This window comes from Micromonospora matsumotoense (genome assembly GCF_900091525.1).
Classification (GTDB): Bacteria; Actinomycetota; Actinomycetes; order Mycobacteriales; family Micromonosporaceae; genus Micromonospora; species Micromonospora matsumotoensis.
This window is the reverse complement of record NZ_FMCU01000007.1, coordinates 195288-216401: the sequence shown is the minus strand read 5'-3', so window position 1 is coordinate 216401 and position 21114 is coordinate 195288. Positions and strand designations below refer to the sequence as shown.

The window sequence follows — 21114 nt, the reverse complement described above, 5'->3', positions numbered from 1 at the left end:
GGAATCGCGATCTCGTCAATGGTGACCATACTGTTGCCATAACGAGACCGGGCGCGCTTCCGGTAAAGGGAGGAACAATCACGTTTCACATTTGCGGGGGTGCCATTGTCGACCCGCCCGGAGTGGCGGATGTGAAAGCGCGGATCGTTCGCCGTGAAGGTGGTAGGTCTGTTCCATGCCCAAAGTTGCTGTCCCCGCGGCGCAGCCGCGCGCCGGTGCCCACGGCCCGGCGGCCGGACGGGGGGCCGCCCCGGCGCCCCGGCGACCGTACGACCGCTGGAAGCGGCTCCTCGACGTGCTCGGCGCCCTCGTCGTGCTGACCGTCGGCGCACCGCTGCTGGCGCTCGTCGCCCTGGTCGTGCTGGTGACGCACGGGCGGCCGGTGCTGTTCCGGCACACCCGTCCCGGCCTGCACGGCGAGTTGTTCCAGGTGGTGAAGTTCCGCACCATGCGCCATCCCGACCCGGAGCGGGGGCTGGTGACCGACGCCCAGCGCCTCACCCGGGTGGGCCGCTGGCTGCGGGCGAGCAGCCTCGACGAGCTGCCGGAGTTCTGGAACGTGCTGCGCGGCGAGATGAGCGTGGTCGGTCCCCGTCCGCACCTGGTGCGGTACCTCGCCCTCTACAACGCCGAGCAGGCCCGCCGGCACGAGGTGCGGCCGGGCATCACCGGGCTCGCCCAGGTACGCGGGCGCAACTCCCTGAGCTGGGAGGCGAAGTTCGGCTACGACATCGACTACGTCGACCGGCGGTCCTTCCTGCTGGACCTGAAGATCCTGCTGACCACCGTCCGGGTGGTGCTCAGCCGGGAGGGCATCTCGGCTCCCGGCGCGGCCACCTGGCACGAGTTCACCGGCAACGACCGGCCGCCCGCGTCGGCGCCGGCTGGCGACGGGCCGAACGCGTCGTCGCGGACCGGCGACCGGCCGAACGGCTCGTCACCGGGCGGGGACCAGCCGAACGGGTCGTCGCCGGTCGACGACCGGGACGCCGCGTACCGCCGATGAACCGGGTGCTGCTGCTGGGTGCCGGTGGCTTCCTGGGCCGCCACATCGGTGCCGTGCTGGCCGGGCACACCGTCCTGCGGTCGCCCACCCGCGCGCAGTGCGACCTGGTCCGGATGGAGCTGCCCGAGTTGACCGCACTGGTCGCCCGGGAACGACCGGACGTGGTGGTCAGCGCGGCGGGCCGGATCGTCGGCTCCGGGCTGGACTTCGTGCGGGCGCACGTCGTGACCACCGCGAAACTGATCGAGGCGGTGGCCGTCGCCGCACCCGGGGCCCGGTTGATCCGGATCGGCTCGGCGGCGGAGTACGGCGTCGTGCCGTACGGCCTCGCCGTCGGGGAGGACCACCCGGCCGCACCCGTGAGCGAGTACGGGCTCAGTCACCTGGCCGCGACCCGCCTGGCGCAGCTCGCGGGCGACGCCGGCCGCCTCGACACGATCGTGCTGCGGGTCTTCAACCCGGTCGGGCCGGGAATGCCGGCGGGCAACATGCTGGCCCGGGTCACCGCGATGGTCCGGGCGGCGGCGGCCGGCGGGGCGGGGGACATCGCCCTGGGTCTGCACGACACCTACCGGGACCTCGTCGACGTGCGGGACGTGGCGGCGGCGGTGCTGGCCGCGACGCGGTGCGCCGTGGGCGCGGAGCGGGTCGTCAACGTGGGCAGCGGACGCGCGGCGGCGACGCGGGACGTCGTCCGGTTGCTGGCCGACGTGGCCGGGTTCCCCGGTGAGATCCGGCCCGGCACCTTCCCGCCCGACGCCACCCGCTCGGCCGCGGTGCCCTGGATGTGCGCCGACCTCGACCGTGCCCGTCGGGTGCTCGGCTGGGCCCCGGCGTACGACCTGACCGACTCGCTGCGCGCCCTGTGGCGGGCCGACGGCGCGCCACCCACCCGCCCGGTGGCCGGCGTGGCGGCGGGGTGAGGTCGATGCGGATCGGCCTGCTCACCCAGTGGTTCGACCCGGAGCCGGGCCCGGCGGCCCTGCCCGGGATGCTCGCCCGCGCCCTCGCCGACCGGGGACACGAGGTCCGGGTGCTCACCGGTTTCCCGAACTACCCGACCGGTCGGCTGGCACCCGGCTACCGGCTGGCCCGCCGCCTCGACGAGACCGACGGCCCGCTCCGGGTCCGCCGGGTGGCCCTCTATCCCAGCCACGACCGCTCCGCGCCGCGTCGGGTGGCGAACTACGGCTCCTTCGCCGTCTCCGCGCTGCTCTCCGGCACCCCGGCGCTGCGGGGCCTGGACGCCCTCTGGGTCGGCAACTCGCCGATCAGCGTCGCCCTGCCGATGTGGTTCACCCGGTACGTGCACCGGGTGCCGGTGCTGCTGCACGTGCTGGACCTCTGGCCGGACAGCGTGCTGGCCAGCGGCTTCCTCGGCACCGGCAGGGTGTCACGGACCATCGAGCGGGGGATGGCTGCCTGGTGCGGCGCGATGTACCGCAGCGCGGCCCGGGTCGCCCACGTCTCACCCGGTGCGGCGGACCTGCTCGCCGACCGGGGGGTGCCCCGGGAGAAGCTCGTGCACATCCCGGTGTGGGCGGACGAGACGCTGGGGGCCCGCACCGCCGACCTGCGCGCCGAACTCGGTCTGCGCACCGACCAGGTGGTGCTGGTCTACGCCGGGGCGCTCGGTGAGGCACAGGGGCTCGATTCGCTGATCGACGCCTGCGCGCGCACCGGTGACCCCCGGCTGGTCTGCCTGATCGCCGGCTCCGGCACCACCGAGGAGCGGCTGCGTCGTCGGGCCGGGGCGGTGGGAGCGACGAACGTCCGGTTCCTCGGGCAGCTGCCCCGGGACCGGATGCCCGCGCTGATGGCCACCGGAGACGCGCACTACGTGAGCCTGCGGCCCGGCGGCATGTCCGCGTACACGATGCCGAGCAAGGTGCAGGCGACCCTCGCCGCCGGGCGGGCGCTGCTGGTCGCCGCGGAGGGGGACGCCGCCGCCGTGGCGCGCGACAGCGGCGCGGGCATCACCGCCCGACCCGGTGACCCCGACTCGATCGCCGACGCCCTGCGGGAGGTCTGCGACCTGGGCAGGGAGAAGCTGGAACTGCTCGGTCAGGCCGGTCGGGGGCACTACGACCGGGTCTTCTCCGTGGCCGCCGGTGCCGACCGGGTCGAGCGGACCCTGCACGAGATGGTGGCCGACGGCCGGGTCAGGGCCAGTCGTCGCCCGCGCTGAGCCGGCGGCGCAGCAGCGCCTCCAGCGGTAGCGACTCGCCGTCGCGGCCACCACGGCCGATGACCAGCGGCGGCGGGGACGGCTCCGGCGTGGCGCCGAACAGCAGCGCGCGCAGGCTGGCCGGCACGGTCAGCAGGTGGAACCGTCCTGCCGCGTCGACCGCCCGGTGCCGGGCCCGGTCGACGTACCAACCGTGTAGCCCGGTCCGGTAGCGGTGCCGCCCGTCGTAGGACACGGCGACGAGGCGGGTGGTGGCGAGCCCCCGCTGTCGTGCCTCGGCGACGAAGGCGTCGACCAACTCCGCCGCCTCCGCCTGCTCCGCCGCACGCCGCCGCTCGTCGGCGGCGGCGTGCGCCTGCACCGCGTGCCGTCGCGTCTCGCGCCAGTCCGCGCCGTCGTCCGTGACCATCACCCGACGGTACGCCGGTCACCGCCGCCGTCGCCGCCCCGGGCCACGGCGGTCGGCAGGTCCACCGTGGACAGCAGGCAGCCGGGCAGCCCTCGCGGCCGGCCTCAGAGCAGGCCGGCCCGCCGGAGGGCGTCGGCCATCGCGCTGTCGGCGGGCGGCCCACCGCTGTCGCGCCCCTGGCGTCCCTGTCCGCCGCGCCCCTGACCACCCTGGCCCTGACCACCCTGGCCCTGACCACTCTGGCCCTGTCCGCCGCGCCCCTGTCCGCCGCGTCCCTGACCGCCTTGGCCCTGACCGCCGCGCCCCTGACCACCCTGGCCCTGTCCGGGCTGACCTTGACCGCCGCGTCCCTGACCGCTCCGCCCCTGCCCGGCCTGGCCCTGTCCGCCCTGGCCCTGGCCGCCCTGACCTTGACCGCCCTGGCCTCGGTCGCCGCGGCCCTGGCCGGCCCGGCCCGGTTCGCCCCGGTGCGGCCGGTCGGCGTCGGCCCCGCCGCCGCCCCGCCCGGCCCCCGCCGCCTCGTCGTCCAACCGCAGGGTCAACGAGATCCGCTTGCGCGGCACGTCGATGTCGAGCACCTTGACCCGGACCACGTCACCGGACTTCACCACGTCGCGCGGGTCCTTGACGAAGGTGTGCGACATCGCCGAGACGTGCACCAGGCCGTCCTGGTGCACGCCCACGTCGACGAACGCGCCGAAGGCGGCCACGTTGGTGACCACGCCCTCCAGCAGCATCCCGGGGGTGAGGTCGCTGATCTTCTCCACCCCCTCGACGAAGGTGGCGGTGCGGAACTCCGGCCGTGGGTCCCGGCCGGGCTTCTCCAGCTCGGCGAGGATGTCGGTGACGGTGGGCAGACCGAAGGTGTCGTCGACGAAGTCGGTGGCCCGCAGCCCGCGCAGGATGGCCGACTTGCCGATCAGCGAGCGCAGGTCCTGCCCGGTGCCGGCCAGGATGCGGCGCACCACCGGGTACGCCTCCGGGTGCACGCTGGACGAGTCGAGCGGGTCGGTGCCGCCGGGGATGCGCAGGAAGCCGGCGCACTGCTCGAACGCCTTCGGGCCGAGCCGGGCCACCTTCTTCAACTCGGCGCGGGTGCGGAACGGCCCGTTGGCGTCCCGGTGCAGCACGATGTTCTCCGCCAGCCCGGCACCGATGCCGGAGACCCGGGTCAGCAGGGGAGCGGAGGCGGTGTTGACGTCCACCCCGACGCCGTTGACGCAGTCCTCCACCACCGCGTCCAGCGAGCGGGAGAGCTTCACCTCGGACAGGTCGTGCTGGTACTGCCCGACCCCGATCGAACGCGGGTCGATCTTGACCAGCTCGGCCAGCGGGTCCTGGAGCCGTCGGGCGATGGAGACCGCGCCGCGCAGCGACACGTCCAACGTGGGCAGCTCCTGCGAGGCGTACGCGGAGGCGGAGTAGACCGATGCGCCGGCCTCGGAGACCATCACCTTGGTCAGGCCGAGCTGCGGGTGCCGCGTGATCAGCTCACCGGCGAGTTTGTCGGTCTCCCGGCTGGCGGTGCCGTTGCCGATCGCCACCAGCTCCACCCCGTGCGCCCCGGCCAGCTTCGCCAGCGTGTCGATCGAGGCGTCCCACTGCCGGCGCGGCTCGTGCGGGTAGATCGTGTCGGTGGCGACCACCTTGCCGGTGGCGTCCACCACCGCCACCTTCACCCCGGTGCGCAGGCCCGGGTCGAGACCCATGGTGGTGCGGCTGCCGGCGGGGGCGGCGAGCAGCAGGTCACGCAGGTTGGTGGCGAAGACCCGGACGGCCTCCTCCTCGGCGGCCTGCCACAGCCGCATCCGCAGGTCCGCGCCGAGGTGGATCAGAATCCGGGTACGCCAGGCCCAGCGCACCGTGTCGGCCAGCCACCGGTCGCCGGGCCGGCCCGCGTCGGTGACCCCGAACCGGCCGGCGATGGCCGCCTCGTAGCGGGTCGGGCCGGTGGGCGGGGCGCCCGGGTCCTCCTCGGCGTCGGGGGCCATGGTGAGGTCGAGCACGCCCTCCTTCTCCCCCCGGAACATCGCCAGGATGCGGTGCGAGGGCAGCTTCGGGTACGGCTCGGTGAAGTCGAAATAGTCGGCGAACTTCGCGCCGGCGGCCTGCTGCCCGTCGCGTACCCGGGCGACCAGCCGGCCCCGCGACCACATCTGCTCACGCAGGGTGCCGATCAGGTCGGCGTCCTCGGCGAACCGCTCGATGAGGATGGCCCGCGCGCCCTCCAACGCGGCGGCGACGTCGGCCACCCCGCGCCCGGCGTCGACGAACCCGGCGGCGCGTTCCCGGGGGTCCTGGCCGGGATCGGCGAGCAGCGCCTCGGCCAGCGGCTCCAGCCCGGCCTCCCGGGCGATCTGCGCCCGGGTCCGCCGCTTCGGCTTGTAGGGCAGGTAGATGTCCTCCAGCCGGGACTTCGAGTCGGCCGCCATGAGCTGCGCTTCCAACGCCTCGTCCAGCTTGCCCTGGCTGCGGATCGACTCCAGTACCGCGGCCCGCCGCTCGTCCAGCTCCCGCAGGTAGCGCAGCCGCTCCTCCAGGGTGCGCAGCTGGGCGTCGTCGAGCAGGCCGGTGGCCTCCTTGCGGTAGCGGGCGATGAACGGCACGGTCGCGCCGCCGTCGAGCAGCTCCACGGCCGCCCGCACCTGGCGCTCGGCGACGCCGAGCTCGTCGGCGATCCGCTGATGGACTGACTGGGTCACGATGTTGATCCGCCTTCGTTTCGGGTTCCCTGGTGCATTCTGCCGCCCACCCCCGACGCCGCGCGCCACCCCCGCCGGTGACCCGGTGCGAGCCGCCGCGGCCGGTCGGTCCGCTGCGCTAGCGTGGCGATCATGGAACAACCTGCGGATCGGCGTGCCCGCCGGCTCTTCGGCGGCAGCGCCCGAGCCCTCGGTGACCTCGCCGCGAGCCCGTTCCGGGCCGACCGGGACCGGATCGTCGCCTCACCCTTCTTCGCCCGGCTCGGCGGGGTGACCCAGGTGATCAGCCCGGTCGGCTCCGGGCTGCTGGTGCACAACCGGCTCACCCACAGTCTCAAGGTGGCCCAGGTGGCCAGGGCGATCGCCGAGCGGTTGACCGCCGATCCGACCCAGCGGGACCTGCTGGACAAGCTGGGCGGCTGCGACCCGGACGTGGTGGAGGCCGCCGCCCTCGCCCACGACCTCGGTCACCCGCCGTTCGGGCACCTGGGGGAGCGGGTGCTGGACCGGCTGGCCCGGCAGCGGCTGGGGCTGGCCGACGGGTTCGAGGGCAACGCCCAGTCGTACCGGATCGTCACCAGCACCGAGATCCGGGGGGCCGCCACCACCGGTCTCGACCTGACCGCCGCCGTCCGGGCGGCGATGCTGAAATACCCGTGGACCCGGCTGGACCACCCCGACCCGCACCCCCGGCACCTGCGTCCCGCCCCCCGTGGTGCCGCCGCCCCGCCGGACGACCCGGACAGCGGCTCGGTGAAGTTCGGCGCGTACGGTACCGAGCTCGCCGACCTGCGGCAGGCCCGCGCGCCGTTCGCCGGGCGGATCGCCGAGTGGCAGCAGACCGTCGAGGCGTCGGTGATGGACACCGCCGACGACATCGCGTACGCCATCCACGACGTGGAGGACTTCTATCGGGTGGGGGTGCTCCAGCAGGGCGCCGTCGCCGCCGAGCTGATGGCCTGGCAGCGCGAGGGCGGGCACCTGCGCGCGGTCACCGACCCGGCGTTGGCCGGTGCCGCCCGCCGTCCCGGCTCGGCGATCGAGGCGCTGCGCCGGCAGCTGCACCGCAAGGACGCCTGGATCGCCGACGACGACGCGTTCGCCGCCGCCGTCGAGCACGTCCGTGAGGAGTTGGTGGACGGGCTATTGGCGCTGCCCTTCGACGGTTCGATCGAGGCGGAGCAGTACGTGGCCCGGTTCTCGGCCCGGTGGACCACCCGGCTGGTCGACGCGATCACGGTGACCGCTTCCCCGCACGTACGCTCCGGCCACGTGTTGCTGGCCCAGGCGCAGTGGCACGAGGTGCAGGTGCTCAAGTTCGTCCACCACCGCTTCGTGCTGGCCCGCCCCGACCTGGCCCTGCACCAGCGGGGTCAGGCCCGACTGCTGGACACCCTGGTCGACGCGCTCTGGCAGTGGCTGCTCGACCCCGAGGAGGAGTCGCGGCTGCCCCGCCGGCTGCCCGACCTGGTGGAGCTGGCCGAGGCGGAGCTGCACCCGCGTACCCCGGACCGGATCGGGCGGGCCCGGGGCCGGGCCATCGTCGACTTCGTCGCCCAGCTCACCGACGGTCAGGCGGTGGCGATGCTGGACGTCCTGTCCGGCCGCTCCGGGGCGCTGTGGACCGACGCCTTCGTGCTGTGAGCGGCAACCCGGGGGCCGCCGGTCAGGCGATCGTCTGCCACCAGCCGTCGACCGCCGGCGGGTCGTCGGCCACCACCCGCTCGCCGGGACGGGGCACCGCCAGCCGCACGCCGCGCGCCTTGGCCTCGGCCCAGAGCCGGTCCACCGGCTCGGACCAGTCGTGCAGGGCCAGGTTGAACGTCGCCCAGTGCACCGGGACGAGAAGGTCACCGCGCAGGTCGAGGTGGGCGGCGACCGCCTCCTCCGGGAACATGTGGATGCCCGGCCAGGCCCGGTCGTACGCGCCGATCTGCATCAGCGTCGCGTCGAACGGCCCGTGCGTGGCACCGATCTCGGCGTACCCGTCGAAGTAGCCCGAGTCGCCGGTGTAGAAGACCTTCCGGTGCGCCCCGGCGACCACCCACGAACTCCACAGCGTGCCGTCCCGCCGCAGCCCCCGGCCGGAGAAGTGCTGGGCGGCGGTGGCGGTGATCTCCAGGCCGCCGACCCGGTGCCCCTGCGACCAGTCCAGCTCGATGATCCGGTCGGCCGGCACCCCCCACCGGTCGAGGTGCGCGCCGACGCCGAGCGGCACCAGGAACGGCGCCGACTGCCGGCGGGCCAGCTCCCGGACGGTGGCCATGTCGAGGTGGTCGTAGTGGTCGTGGGAGATCAGGATCGCGTCGACGGCGGGCACCTCGTCGAGGCGTACCGGCGGCTCGTGCAGCCGCTTCGGGCCCACCGCCGCAGACGGCGAACAGCGGTCGCTCCACACCGGGTCGATCAGGACCCGGTGCCCCTCGATCTCGATCAGCGTCGAGGCGTGGCCGTACCAGACGATGTTCAGCTCCCGGTCGACGTCGGTCGTCGGGGCCGGGGCGGGCCGCACCAGCGGGACCGGGGCGGTGGGGCGGCGACGCTGCTGGCCGAAGAGCAGCTCCCGGAGCAGGTTGCGGCCGGAGTCGCCGCCGGGCATGGTGCGGATGGCGACCCGGTTGTGGAAGGTCCCGTCGCGGAACTGCGCCGAGCGGGCGGCCCGTTGCGCACGTGCGCCGGTCAGTCGGCCGCCCAGCGCCGCGGGCACGTCCCGCGCCGTCCAGGCCAGGCCGGCGATCGCGGCCAACCCCGCCACCTGCCACAGTCGTCCGCCGCGCGTCCGCTCGACCGTGCGTTCCGCTGGTTGCCGCATCCGTGTCCCCCTCGCCGGTGTCCCCGCAGTACACGGTAGCCATCACCGGCCCGTTGCGCCCACGCCGCCGCACGGTCCGTCCGGCTGCGGGGCGGACGGAGGGCGGCGGCGGGGGCCGGTCCCGGTCGGGGTGACCGGCCCGGTCGTCGGGCGGGGGGAGGGGTGGACGTCGGGGTGGTCAGCCGCCGTTGCTGGGCCGCTGCCGGGCCACCCGGTGCCGGGGCGCGTCGGCGGTGCCCCTGAGCTGCGCGGTGGCGTCCAGGAAGAACCGGCCGAGTCGGGCCCGGGCCTGCACCACCGGGTGGGTGGCGCCGAAGTTGTCCCGGTCGGCCTGGCCGTCAGCGAAGAGCACATAGGTCAGCACGGCCGCCCCGGTGGTGTCGAACACCACACCGGCCTCGTGCCGGGCGTCGACGAACCAGCCCGCCTTGGTGGCCACCCGGGCCCGTTCCGCCGAGGACATGGTGCGCCGGATGCCGTCGGTGAAGGCGACCGGGGCGCGCAGCAGCTTGAGTACGAGGGCGGTCGACGACGGCGAGAGCAGCGTGCCGGCGACCAGGGCGCGCAGCAGCGCGTGCATCTCCCGGGCGGTGCTGGTGCCGAGATAGAAGCGGTGGGGTTCGGACAGCGGCTGCACCTGGGTGTTGGGGAAACCCTTGGCGACCAGGGTGCGGTTGATCTCGGCGGCGGGGCAGACCAGGCCGCAGAGCCGCGAGGCGGTGTCGTCGGAGACGGTGAGCAGGTTGGCCAGCACGTGCCCCACGGTCACCGCACTGGGGTAGGCGGTGTCCAGGACGAAGATGCCGTCCCCGCCGGGCACCACGGTCGAGGCGGCCACCTCGACCCGCTGGTCGAGGGTGAGCAGCCCCCGGTCGATCCTGTCGAGCACCGCGACGGCCACCGCGATCTTGTTGACGCTGTACGCCTCGACCCGCCGGTCGGCGGACTCGGACACCGCGACCAACGGGGTGGCACCGTTCTCCAGGCTGAGGTGGACCTGCCAGTTGCCCCCGGTCAGCGCCTTCTCCCGCTGGAAGGCCGCGGCGATCCTCGGGGCGACGAGTTCGGGGCTCGCGGCGGCGGCAGCGGACTTGCCGGGGCGGGCGGCGGCCGGTGCCGGTGCGCCGCCGAGCACCGCCCCGGCCGTGGCCGCCGTGCCGAGTCCCAGCGCGGTCCTGCGGTTCACCCTGCTGGTCACGTCTCTCCCGTCGAGCGATACCCGGTGCCGTCTCCGGGTCACCACTCTAGGTGAGCGGACCTGTCCGTGGGGCACCCACCCGACTCACGGAGCGAGCACGACCTTGACGCAGCCGTCCTCCTTCTTCTGGAACATCTCGTACGCCTTCGGCGCGTCGACCAGCGGCATCCGGTGGGTCCGCAGGTCCTCCACGCCCAGCGGGTCGTCGTCGCCGGACAGCAGCGGCAGGATCTCGTCGGTCCACCGCCGCACGTGGCACTGGCCCATCCGTAGTTGGATTCCCCGGTCGAACATCTCCATCAGCGGCATCGGGTCCACCTCACCGCCGTAGACCCCGGAGATCGAGACGGTGCCGCCGCGCCGCACCGCCTTGAGGGCGGCCTTCAGCACGGTCAACCGGTCCACACCGGCCTTGTCGATCACTTTCTCGGCCAGCTTGTCCGGCAGCAGCCCGGCGGCGTGCTGGGCCAGCTTGCCGCTGGTGGAGCCGTGCGCCTCCATCCCGACCGCGTCGATCACCGCGTCCGGGCCGCGCCCGTCGACCAGGTCGACCAGCGCGCCGGGGACGTCGTCGAGCTGGCTGACGTCGAGCGTCTCGATGCCGTGCCGACGGGCCATCTCCAGCCGCTCGGGCACCAGGTCCAGGCCGATCACCCGGCCCGCCCCGAGGTGCCGGCCGATCCGGGCGCAGAACTGCCCGACCGGGCCGAGCCCGAACACGGCCAGGGTGCCACCGGGCGGGGTGTCGGCGTACTTCACCGCCTGCCAGGCGGTGGGCAGGATGTCGCTGAGATAGAGGTAGCGCTCGTCGGCGCCGGTCTGCGGGATGGTGATCGGGCCGAACTGGGCCTGCGGGACCCGCAGGTACTCGGCCTGGCCGCCGGGGACCGCACCGTAGAGCGAGGTGTAGCCGAACAGCGACGCGCCCTTGCCCTCGGCGGTCACCTGGGTCGTCTCGCACTGGGCGAAGAGCTGCCGTTCGCACATCCAGCAGTGCCCGCAGGCGATGTTGAACGGGACGACCACCCGGTCGCCGGGCTTGAGCCGGGTCACCCCGGAGCCGACCTCCTCGACGATGCCCATCGGCTCGTGCCCGAGGATGTCACCGGGCTTCAGGTACGGCCCGAGCACCTCGTACAGGTGCAGGTCGGAGCCGCAGATCGCAGTTGAGGTGATCCGGACGATCGCGTCCGTCGGCGCTTCGATCCGGGGGTCCGGGACCTCGTCCACCCGGACGTCGCGCTTGCCGTGCCAGGTCAGTGCCTTCATCGCTGATGTCCCCTCTCGGTGCCGTCGACGGGTCTGCTACCCCGGCAGGGGCGCTTGAACCGGCGGCGTACGCGTTGCCCGCGCCGGACCGCCCGCCGCACACCCAGGGGGAAGACGGCGACCGCGCGTCAGGGGGAAGAGACCGGCCGCGCGTCAGGGGGAAGACGGCGACCGCCGCGCCGGGGGAAGACGGCGACCGCCGCATCCCCGGGGTCGGGGTGCGGCGGTCGTGGTGGAGCGGGGGGGTCAGGAGCCGGGGGTGTCGCCGCGCTTGGCGGTGGCGGTGAGGTAGTCCCGGTTGAGCCGGCCGATGGTGTTCAGCGGGATGCCCTTGGGGCAGACCGCCGTGCACTCGCCGGCGTTGGTGCAGCCGCCGAAGCCGGCCTCGTCGTGCGCGTCGACCATGCCGATCACCCGGGTGTAGCGCTCCGGCTGGCCCTGTGGCAGCAGCGAGAGCTGGGTGACCTTGGCGGCGGTGAAGAGCATCCCGGAGCCGTTCGGGCAGGCCGCCACGCAGGCGCCGCAGCCGATGCAGGCGGCGGACTCGAAGGCGGCGTCGGCGTTGGCCTTGGCCACCGGGGCGGCGTGCGCCTCGGGGGCGCTGCCGGTCGGCGCGGTGATGTAGCCACCGGCCGCGATGATCTTGTCGAAGGCGTTCCGGTTGACCACCAGGTCCTTGATCACCGGGAAGGCGCGGGCCCGCCACGGCTCGATGTCGATCGTCTCGCCGTCTTTGAACTGCCGCATGTGCAGCTGGCAGGCGGTGGTGCCGCGTTGGGGGCCGTGCGCGTCCCCGTTGATCATCAGGCCGCACATGCCGCAGATGCCCTCGCGGCAGTCGTGGTCGAACGCGACCGGTTCCTCCCCGGCGAGGATCAGTCGCTCGTTGAGCACGTCGAGCATCTCCAGGAACGACATGTCGGGGGAGACGTCGTCGACCGGGTAGGTCACCATCCGCCCCTTGTCCTGGGGGCCGGACTGACGCCAGATGCGCAGGGTCAGGTTCACTTGTAGCTCCGCTGCGTGGGGTGGACGTACTCGAAGGTCAGGTCTTCCTTGTGCAGCACGGCCGGCTCACCGGTGCCGGTGTACTCCCAGGCCGCCACGTAGGCGAACCGGTCGTCGTCGCGCTGCGCCTCACCATCGGGGGTCTGGTGCTCGGCCCGGAAGTGGCCGCCGCAGGACTCCTCACGGTGCAGGGCGTCAACACACATCAGCTCGGCCAGCTCGAAGAAGTCGGCGACCCGGCCGGCCTTCTCCAACGACTGGTTGAGCCCCTCGCCGTCGCCCGGCACCCGGACCCGCTGCCAGAACTGCTCGCGCAGCGCCCGGATCTCGTCGATGGCCTTGCGCAGGCCGGCCTCGGAGCGCTCCATCCCGCAGTGCTCCCACATGATCTGGCCCAGCTCCCGGTGGAACGAGTCCACCGTCCGGTCGCCGTCGACGGCCAGCAGCCGGGCGATCCGGTCCTCCACCTCGCGCCGGGCCTGCACCGCCGCCGGGTGGCTGGCGTCGACCTTCTCCCGGGGCCCGGACGCCAGGTAGTGGGCGATGGTGGTGGGCAGCACGAAGTACCCGTCGGCCAGGCCCTGCATCAGCGCCGACGCGCCGAGCCGGTTCGCGCCGTGGTCGGAGAAGTTCGCCTCGCCGATCACGAACAGGCCGGGGATGGTCGACTGGAGGTCGTAGTCGACCCAGAGCCCGCCCATCGTGTAGTGCACGGCCGGATAGATCCGCATCGGCACCTGGTACGGGTCCTCGCCGGTGATCCGCTCGTACATCTCGAACAGGTTGCCGTACTTGGCCTCGATGGCCTTGCGGCCGAGCCGGTCGATCGCGTCGGCGAAGTCGAGGTAGACCCCGAGTTTGGTCGGGCCGACGCCCCGCCCCTCGTCGCAGACGTTCTTGGCGGCCCGGGAGGCGATGTCCCGGGGGACCAGGTTGCCGAAGGAGGGGTAGATCCGCTCCAGGTAGTAGTCCCGCTCGTCCTCGGGAATGTCCCGGGGGGCGCGGTCGTCGTCCTGGTGCTGCGGCACCCAGACCCGGCCGTCGTTGCGCAACGACTCGCTCATCAGGGTCAGCTTGGACTGGTGGTCGCCGGAGACCGGGATGCAGGTCGGGTGGATCTGGGTGTAGCAGGGGTTGGCGAAGTACGCGCCCTTGCGGTGCGCCCGCCAGCTGGCGGTGACGTTGCAGCCCTTGGCGTTGGTGGAGAGGTAGAAGACGTTGCCGTAGCCGCCGGAGGCGAGCACCACCGCGTCGGCCATCTCGGTGCTGATCTCACCGGTGACCATGTCCCGGACCACGATGCCCCGGGCGTGGCCGTCCACGACGACCAGCTCCAGCATCTCGTGCCGGGTGTGCATCTCCACGTTGCCCAGGCCGATCTGCCGCTCCAGGGCCTGGTACGCGCCGAGCAGCAACTGCTGGCCGGTCTGCCCCCGGGCGTAGAAGGTGCGCTGCACCTGCGCGCCGCCGAAGGAGCGGGTGTCCAGCAGTCCGCCGTACTCGCGGGCGAACGGGACGCCCTGGGCGACGCACTGGTCGATGATGTTGACCGACACCTCGGCGAGCCGGTGCACGTTCGATTCGCGGGAGCGGAAGTCGCCGCCCTTGACGGTGTCGTAGAAGAGCCGGTGCACCGAGTCGCCGTCGTTGCGGTAGTTCTTGGCGGCGTTGATGCCCCCCTGCGCGGCGATCGAGTGCGCCCGGCGCGGGCTGTCCTGGTAGCAGTAGCTGCGGACCCGGTAGCCCTGCTCGGCGAGGGTGGCGGCGGCGGAGCCACCGGCCAGGCCGGTGCCCACCACGATCACCGTCATCTTGCGCCGGTTCGCCGGGTTGACCAGCTTGGCCTCGAAGCGGCGGGTCTCCCAGCGCTTCTCGACCGGGCCGTCGGGAGCCTTCGGGTCGGCGAGCGGCTCGCCCTCGGTGAAGAGTTCCATGTCAGGACACCAATCCGGTGAGTACGGCGAACGGAACCACCAGGTAGCCGACGCAGAGCACCACGGCGAAGACCAGCGCGGCGGTACGGGCCCGGCGCTCACCCCGGGGGGTCTGCTGACCGAGACTGCGCAACGCGCTGAACACGCCGTGCCGCAGGTGGAAGCCGACGGCGACGATCGCCAGGGTGTAGAAGAGCGTCACGTACCAGCGCTGCGGGGCGAAGTCGGCGACCACGTTGCCGTACGGGTTGCTGGCGTCGCCGACCGGGTTCAGGGTGCCGGTGGTCAGGTCCAGGAGGTGGTAGATCACGAAGAGCAGGATGATCACTCCGCCCCAGCGCATGGTGCGGGCGGCGTAGCTGCCCTGGACCTTCTTGCGGTGGGCGTAGCGCACCGGGCGGGCGGCGCGGGCCCGTACGGCCAGCACGGTCGCCGCCCAGATGTGTCCGAGCACCGCCACCACCAGTGCGGTCCGCAGGATCCACAGGAACCACACCCCCGGCAGCAGCGGCTTGCCGATGTCGCGTAGCCAGTGGGCGTAGTGGTCGAACGAGGTCTCGCCGGTGAACACCTTGAGGTTGCCGAGCATGTGGGCGACGAGGAACAGCACCAGCAGGATGCCCGTCACCGCCATGACGGCCTTGAGGCCGACGTTCGAGCGGATGGGCGACCGAGTTTTCGTGATTACCACCTGACCGACGCTAGGAGCCCTGCGATCAGTCGTCCAATGCATCGACCTCGCAGTCTCGATAGCCATAAGCTATGAAGATGCAGCTCCATCAGCTGAAGTACTTCGTCGCGGTGGCGGAAGTACGACATTTCACCCAAGCCGCCGACATCGTCGGCATAACCCAGCCGTCGTTGAGTAAGCAAGTTCACGCCCTGGAGACCGACCTCGGCGCCCCGCTGTTCGAACGGGTACGGGGCAACATCACCCTGACCGCCGCCGGTGAGGTGCTGCTGCCGCTGGCCAAGCGGATACTCGCCGACGTCGACACCGCCACCCGGGAGGTGCAGGAGCTGGTCGGCCTGCGCCGGGGCCGGGTCCGGCTGGGGGCCACCCCCAGCCTGGCCACCTCGCTCGCCCCGCCGGTGCTGCGCCGGTTCCGCGACGCCCACCCCGCCGTCGACCTGCGGGTCGAGGAGGGCGGCTCGCAGGACCTGGTCCGGGACCTGCTGCGCGGCGACCTCGACCTCGCCCTGATCATCATGCCGGCCCAGGGGGCCGACCCCGGGCTGCGGGTCGACCCGATCCTGCGGGAGAGCCTGGTGATCGCCTCGGTGGACCCGCTGCCCGCCGCGCTGGTCAGCGGCGAGGTGCGGATCACCGACCTGCGTGACCAACCGCTGGTGATGTTCCGCGAGGGCTACGACCTGCGCGACGCCACCATCCAGGCGTGCCGGGAGGCCGGCTTCGAGCCCACCTTCTCGGTCGACGGTGGGGAGATGGACGCGGTGCTCAGCTTCGTCGAGGCCGGACTGGGCATCGCCCTGGTGCCGGGCATCGTGGTCAGCCGCCGCCCCGGCATCCGGGTCACCCGGCTCGCCCCGCCCGGCGTGCGCCGGACCATCGCGGTGGCCCGCCGCCGCGACGTCGTCCCCACCCACGCCGGGCGGGAACTGCGCCGCATCCTGCTCGACTACGTGCACGCGGCCACCAGCAGCAGCGACCTGCCCCCGGGCGTGGAGCCGCTGCCGTGATCAGCGGGCCTCGGCGTCGTCCATCGCGCGGTAGATGCGCTGCTCGGAGACCGGGTACGGGGTGCCCAGGGCCTGGGCGAAGACGTTCACCCGCAGCTCCTCGATCATCCAGCGGATCTGCCGCACCGGGGCCGAGGCACGGCGGGCCGGGGGCAGCCCGGCCACCAGGTCCCGGTACTCCTTCTGCACCGTGGCGATCCGGTCCTGCTGGGACTTGTCCCGCTGCGGGTTGGCGGCCAACCGGTCCAGTCGGCGCTCCATCGCGGTCAGGTAGCGCAGCAGGTCGGGCAGGCGCGCGTAGCCGGTCTCGGTGACGAAACCGTCGTGCACCAGGCCGGTGAGCTGCTGACGCAGGTCGGCGAGGGCGGCCACCACCGCCAGGTTGCGGGTCGCGCCGAGCCGCTGCTCCACCGCGTACGCCGCGGCGAGCACCTGGCGGACCCGGCCCATCACCTCCACCACCGTGTCGACCAGGTCGGCGCGGACCCGGTCACGCAGCGCGGCGAAGCCGTCGGCGTCCCAGGCCGGCCCGCCCGCGTCGGCGATCAACTTGTCGATGGCGGCCCCGGCGGCGTCGGCGATGAGCTGCTGCACCCCACCGTGCGGGTTGCGGCTCAGCGCCAGCTTCGCCTCGTTGCTCAGCCGCCCCTGGAGGAACTGCGCCGGTGACGGCACGGTCAGCCGCAGCAACCGCCGGGTGCCCGCCCAGTGCGCGGCGGCCTGCTCGGCCTCGGAGTCGAAGACCTTCACCCCGACCGTGGTGCCCTCGTCGACCAGCGCCGGGTAGGCGGTCACCGCGTAGCCGGCCCGGACCTGTTCGATGGTGCGGGGCAGGGTGCCGATGCTCCACCCGGTCAGCCCGGTCCGGGCCAGCTCGGGGGCGGCGGCGGCCACCACCTGGCGTACCTCCTGGCGGAGCTGACGTTGCAGGGCCGGCAGGTCCTTGCCCTCGGCGACCGGCTTGTCGGCGTCACCGATCACCCGGAACGTCACCCGCAGGTGCGGCGGCAGCTTCGCCGGCTCCCACGCCTCCCGGGGGACGGTCACCCCGGTCATCCGGCGCAGCTGCCGGCTGAGCGCGTCCAGCAGCGGCTCCTCGCCGGGGGTGATCGCGGCGAGCGCCGCGCGGGCGTGGTCCGGCACCGGGACGAAGTTGCGCCGGATCGGCTTGGGCAGCGACCGGATCAGCGCGATCACCAGCTCCTCGCGCAGCCCCGGCACCTGCCAGTCGAAGCTCTCCGCCGGCACCTGGTTGAGCAGCGGCAGCGGGATGTCGACGGTGACGCCGTCGGTGGGCGCGGTCGGGTCGAAGGTGTACGTCAGCGGCAGGGTCACCCCGTCGGCCTGCCACTCGTCCGGGAAGTCGCCCTCGTCGACCCCGCCGCGCCCGGCGTTGACCAGCAGCTCCCGGGTGAAGGTGAGCAGGTCGGGCTGCTCGTGACGGGCCTTCTTCCACCAGGAGTCGAAGTGTCGACCGGAGACCACGTCGGCGGGGATGCGCTGGTCGTAGAAGGCGAAGATGCTCTCGTCGTCGACCAGGATGTCCCGGCGGCGGGCCCGGTTCTCCAGCTCCTCGATCTCGGTGCGGAGCTTCTCGTTGTCCCGCCAGAACGGGTGGTGGGTCTGCCAGTCCCCCTCGACCAGGGCGTGCCGGATGAACAGCTCCCGGCTCAACGCCGGGTCGATCCGCCCGAAGTTGACCTTGCGGGAGGTGACCAGCGGGACGCCGTACAGGGTGACCTTCTCGTAGGCCATGACGGCGGCCTGCTTCTTCTCCCAGTGCGGCTCGCTGTAGCTGCGCTTGACCAGGTGCTGGGCCAGCGGCTCCACCCACTCCGGCTCGACCCGGCCGGCGACCCGGCCCCACAGCCGGGAGGTCTCCACCAGCTCGGCGGCCATCACCCAGCGCGGCGGCTTCTTGAACAGCGCCGAGCCGGGGAAGACCGCGAACTTCGCCCCCCGGGCGCCCAGGTACTCGTGCTTCTGGGCGTCCTTGAGCCCGATGTGCGACAGCAGGCCGGGCAGCAGCGACTGGTGCACCTTCGGGGTGTCGATCTCCTCCGGCAGGTCGGCGGCCGGGCCGCGCCGGCCACCGTCGGGCGGGGCCTGCGCCGCGCCCCGCCGGGCCCGCCGCCCGTCACCCTGTTCCGGGGTACGCAGCACCTGGCGCAACTGGGCGACGATGTCCTGCCACTCGCGAACCCGCAGGTAGTTGAGGTATTCCGCCCGGCACATCCGGCGGAAGGCGCTGGAGGACAGCTCCCGCTGCTGCTCACGCAGGTAACGCCAGAGGTTGAGGAACGACACGAAGTCGGATTCGGAGTCGGCGAACCGGGCGTGCGCCTGGTCGGCCTGGGCCTGCTTCTCCGCCGGCCGCTCCCGGGGGTCCTGGATCGACAGCGCGGCGGCGATCACCAGCACCTCGGTGGCGCAGCCGTTGCGTTCGCCCTCGATGACCATCCGGGCCAGCCGGGGGTCGACCGGGAGCTGGGCCAGCCGCCGGCCCAGCGGGGTGAGCCGCCGGTCCGGGTCGGCCTCGGTCGGGTCCAACGCGCCCAGCTCGTGCAGCAGGTTGACCCCGTCGGCGATGTTGCGCCGGTCCGGTGGGTCGATGAACGGGAACGCGGCGAGGTCACCGAGGCCGATCGCGGTCATCTGGAGGATGACCGAGGCCAGGTTGGTGCGCAGGATCTCCGGGTCGGTGAACTCCGGCCGGGAGGCGAAGTCCTGCTCGTCGTAGAGCCGGATGCAGATGCCGTCGGAGGTCCGGCCGCAGCGGCCCTTGCGCTGGTTGGCCGACGCCTGGGAGACCGGCTCGATGGGCAGCCGCTGCACCTTCAACCGGCTGGAGTAGCGGGAGATCCGGGCCGATCCCGGGTCCACCACGTACTTGATGCCGGGCACGGTCAGCGAGGTCTCCGCGACGTTCGTGGCGAGCACCACCCGGCGTCCGGGGTGGGCGGCGAAGACCCGGTGCTGCTCGGCGGCCGACAGCCGGGCGTAGAGCGGCAGGATCTCGGTGCCTAGCAGCGAGCGTTTCGACTGGGTCAGCTTGCCCAGCGCCTCGGCGGTGTCCCGGATCTCCCGTTCGCCGCTGAGGAAGACCAGGATGTCGCCCGGCCCCTCGGCGGCCAGCTCCTGCACCGCGTCGCCGATCGCCTGGATCTGGTCGCGGACGTTCTCCTCGTCGTCGCCCCCGTCGTCGTCGCCCCCGTCGACCTCGACCAGCGGCCGGTAGCGCACCTCGACCGGGTACGTCCGCCCGGAGACCTCGACGACCGGCGCGGGCCGGCCCGCGGCGTCGGCGAAGTGCTCGGCGAACCGGGCGGTCTCGATGGTCGCCGAGGTGATGACCACCTTGAGGTCGGGGCGGCGGGGGAGCAGCTGCCGCAGGTAACCCAGGATGAAGTCGATGTTGAGGCTGCGCTCGTGCGCCTCGTCGATGATCAACGTGTCGTACTGGCGCAGCATCCGGTCGGTCTGCAACTCGGCCAGCAGGATGCCGTCGGTCATCAGCTTGACCAGGCTGCGGTCGCTCACCTGGTCGGTGAAGCGCACCTTGTAACCCACCACGTCGCCCAGGTCGGTGCCGAGTTCCTCGGCGATCCGGTCGGCGACCGTCCGGGCGGCCAACCGGCGGGGCTGGGTGTGCCCGATCAGCCCGGTGATCCCCCGCCCCAGCTCCAGGCAGATCTTGGGCAGCTGGGTGGTCTTGCCGGAGCCGGTCTCACCGGCCACGATCACCACCTGGTGGTCGCGGATCGCGGCGGCGATGTCGTCGCGGCGCTCGCTGACCGGCAACTGCGCCGGGTAGGTGATGGTCGGCACGGCGGCCCGCCGGGTGGCCAGCCGGGCCTCCGCCCGGGACACGTCCCCGGCGACCTCGGCCAGCGCCTCGGCGTGCCGCTGCGGGTCGCGCAGCTTGCGGACCCCGTCCAGCCGACGCTGGAGGCGGCGCTGGTCGCGGAACATCAGCGGGGTGAGGCGGCGGTGCAGCTCACGGACGGTCACGGCGTCGGTGGGTGCGGCGGGATCGGAGGCGGCTGGATTCTGCATGTCGTCGCCAAGGATAGGCAGCCCGCCGCCGGATCGCCCCCGGGTTACCCCTCCCGGCCCGCCGCGCGGCTCCCCACCGCCGCACGGTGGCCCGGTCCGCCCCCTGGTCGGGGTGCTCCGTGCCGGCCCGCCCGGGTGGGGCGCGGGGTTCCCTGCTGGCCGCTGCGGCGCAGGTCGTGGCGCTGCGGGCGGCGGGACCGGGTGGAGCAGGCCGCGTCGTGCCGGCCGGATCAGACGCGGTCACGTCCGCCGGAGCGCTGCCCGGGAAACCGGCCGCCGCCGGGCTACGCTGACCGCCGGACGACGCGACACGGGGGGCTGCCGGATGACCACGACGACGATGCTGGACACCGACCGCGCACTGGTCCAGGCCGCCACGGCGGTCGCCAAGCTGCGCTGCCGCAGCGACAACCACAGCGTCGCCGCGGCGGCCCGGACCGCCGACGGCCGGGTGTTCACCGGGGTGAACCTCGCCCACTTCACCGGCGGCCCCTGCGCCGAGCTGGTGGCCCTCGGTGCCGCCGCCACCCAGGGGGAAGCGGAGCTGGAGACCATCGTCGCCGTGGGGGACCGGGGGCGTGGGGTGCTCCCGCCGTGCGGACGGTGCCGGCAGGTGCTGCTCGACTACCACCCGGGCATCCAGGTCATCGTCGGGCCGATCGACGCGCTGCGGAAACTGCCGGTGACCGACCTGCTGCCGGACAGCTACGTCTGGGCCGACCAGCGGCTGGATGCGTCGGCGATCGTGCGGACCGGACAGTGGCCGATGCCGACGGTCCCGGCCAGCCGGGCCGCCTCGGAGGACTGAGCCTCCGGCGCTCCGGCGGCCGA

15 protein-coding genes are annotated in these 21114 nt (G+C 73.3%); 6 read left to right on the top strand and 9 right to left on the bottom strand.

Annotation, left to right across the window (positions count from 1 at the left end):
• The first annotated feature begins 175 nt into the window (after positions 1-175).
• Genes GA0070216_RS16620 through GA0070216_RS16610 form a run of 3 tightly spaced genes read left to right on the top strand, consistent with a single transcriptional unit; the run spans position 176 to position 3194 of the window.
• Positions 176-1006, top strand: coding sequence for a sugar transferase (locus GA0070216_RS16620; protein WP_091246675.1), 831 nt, complete (start codon positions 176-178; stop codon positions 1004-1006).
• Positions 1003-1929 (top strand): NAD-dependent epimerase/dehydratase family protein, encoded by a 927-nt coding sequence (locus GA0070216_RS16615; RefSeq protein WP_091246672.1) that lies wholly within the window; start codon positions 1003-1005, stop codon positions 1927-1929. Before GA0070216_RS16620 ends, GA0070216_RS16615 begins: the two co-directional genes overlap by 4 nt.
• Before the next feature lie 5 nt (positions 1930-1934).
• Entirely contained in the window at positions 1935-3194 is a 1260-nt protein-coding gene (locus GA0070216_RS16610; protein ID WP_091246888.1) for a glycosyltransferase family 4 protein, read from the top strand.
• Here GA0070216_RS16610 and GA0070216_RS16605 read toward each other — a convergent pair.
• Positions 3169-3603, bottom strand: a complete 435-nt coding sequence (locus tag GA0070216_RS16605; protein WP_091246670.1) for a hypothetical protein — start codon at positions 3601-3603, stop codon at positions 3169-3171. The two genes, GA0070216_RS16610 and GA0070216_RS16605, sit on opposite strands and share 26 nt — an antisense overlap.
• A gap of 104 nt (positions 3604-3707) precedes the next feature.
• Positions 3708-6305, bottom strand: coding sequence for a Tex family protein (locus GA0070216_RS16600; RefSeq protein WP_091246668.1), 2598 nt, complete (start codon positions 6303-6305; stop codon positions 3708-3710).
• Positions 6306-6437: 132 nt separating this feature from the next.
• Between GA0070216_RS16600 and GA0070216_RS16595 the strand changes: the two genes are divergently transcribed.
• Positions 6438-7949 carry a deoxyguanosinetriphosphate triphosphohydrolase family protein gene (locus tag GA0070216_RS16595; protein WP_091246886.1) on the top strand — a complete coding sequence of 504 codons (1512 nt, stop codon included), beginning with the start codon at positions 6438-6440 and terminating at the stop codon, positions 7947-7949.
• A gap of 22 nt (positions 7950-7971) precedes the next feature.
• Here GA0070216_RS16595 and GA0070216_RS16590 read toward each other — a convergent pair whose 3' ends face one another.
• The 6 genes from GA0070216_RS16590 to GA0070216_RS16565 all read right to left on the bottom strand — a co-directional run bounded on the left by GA0070216_RS16590 (position 7972) and on the right by GA0070216_RS16565 (position 15259).
• Positions 7972-9117: an MBL fold metallo-hydrolase gene (locus tag GA0070216_RS16590; protein WP_091246665.1), complete on the bottom strand. Its 1146-nt coding sequence runs from the start codon at positions 9115-9117 to the stop codon at positions 7972-7974.
• 178 nt (positions 9118-9295) lie between these two features.
• Complete coding sequence (locus tag GA0070216_RS16585) at positions 9296-10315, bottom strand: serine hydrolase (protein ID WP_091246661.1); 1020 nt, start codon at positions 10313-10315, stop codon at positions 9296-9298.
• 84 nt (positions 10316-10399) lie between these two features.
• Positions 10400-11584: a zinc-dependent alcohol dehydrogenase gene (locus GA0070216_RS16580; RefSeq protein WP_091246658.1), complete on the bottom strand. Its 1185-nt coding sequence runs from the start codon at positions 11582-11584 to the stop codon at positions 10400-10402.
• Between the two features lie 246 nt (positions 11585-11830).
• Positions 11831-12592, bottom strand: a complete 762-nt coding sequence (locus GA0070216_RS16575) for a succinate dehydrogenase/fumarate reductase iron-sulfur subunit (RefSeq protein ID WP_091246654.1) — start codon at positions 12590-12592, stop codon at positions 11831-11833.
• Complete coding sequence (locus tag GA0070216_RS16570; protein ID WP_091246652.1) at positions 12589-14526, bottom strand: fumarate reductase/succinate dehydrogenase flavoprotein subunit; 1938 nt, start codon at positions 14524-14526, stop codon at positions 12589-12591. Before GA0070216_RS16570 ends, GA0070216_RS16575 begins: the two co-directional genes overlap by 4 nt.
• Before the next feature lies 1 nt (position 14527).
• Positions 14528-15259 (bottom strand): succinate dehydrogenase cytochrome b subunit, encoded by a 732-nt coding sequence (locus tag GA0070216_RS16565; protein WP_091246650.1) that lies wholly within the window; start codon positions 15257-15259, stop codon positions 14528-14530.
• A 29-nt stretch (positions 15260-15288) separates the two neighbouring features.
• Between GA0070216_RS16565 and GA0070216_RS16560 the strand changes: the two genes are divergently transcribed.
• On the top strand, positions 15289-16227 hold the full coding sequence (locus tag GA0070216_RS16560) for a LysR family transcriptional regulator (RefSeq protein ID WP_091246649.1): 939 nt from the start codon (positions 15289-15291) through the stop codon (positions 16225-16227).
• Here GA0070216_RS16560 and hrpA read toward each other — a convergent pair whose 3' ends face one another.
• Positions 16228-20283, bottom strand: coding sequence for an ATP-dependent RNA helicase HrpA (gene hrpA / locus GA0070216_RS16555; protein ID WP_091246646.1), 4056 nt, complete (start codon positions 20281-20283; stop codon positions 16228-16230).
• Between the two features lie 325 nt (positions 20284-20608).
• Here hrpA and GA0070216_RS16550 point away from each other — a divergent pair, with 325 nt between their 5' ends.
• The gene (locus GA0070216_RS16550) at positions 20609-21091 is read left to right on the top strand and encodes a cytidine deaminase family protein (RefSeq protein ID WP_091246644.1); all 483 of its coding nucleotides are present in this window, start codon (positions 20609-20611) and stop codon (positions 21089-21091) included.
• Positions 21092-21114: the final 23 nt, after the last annotated feature.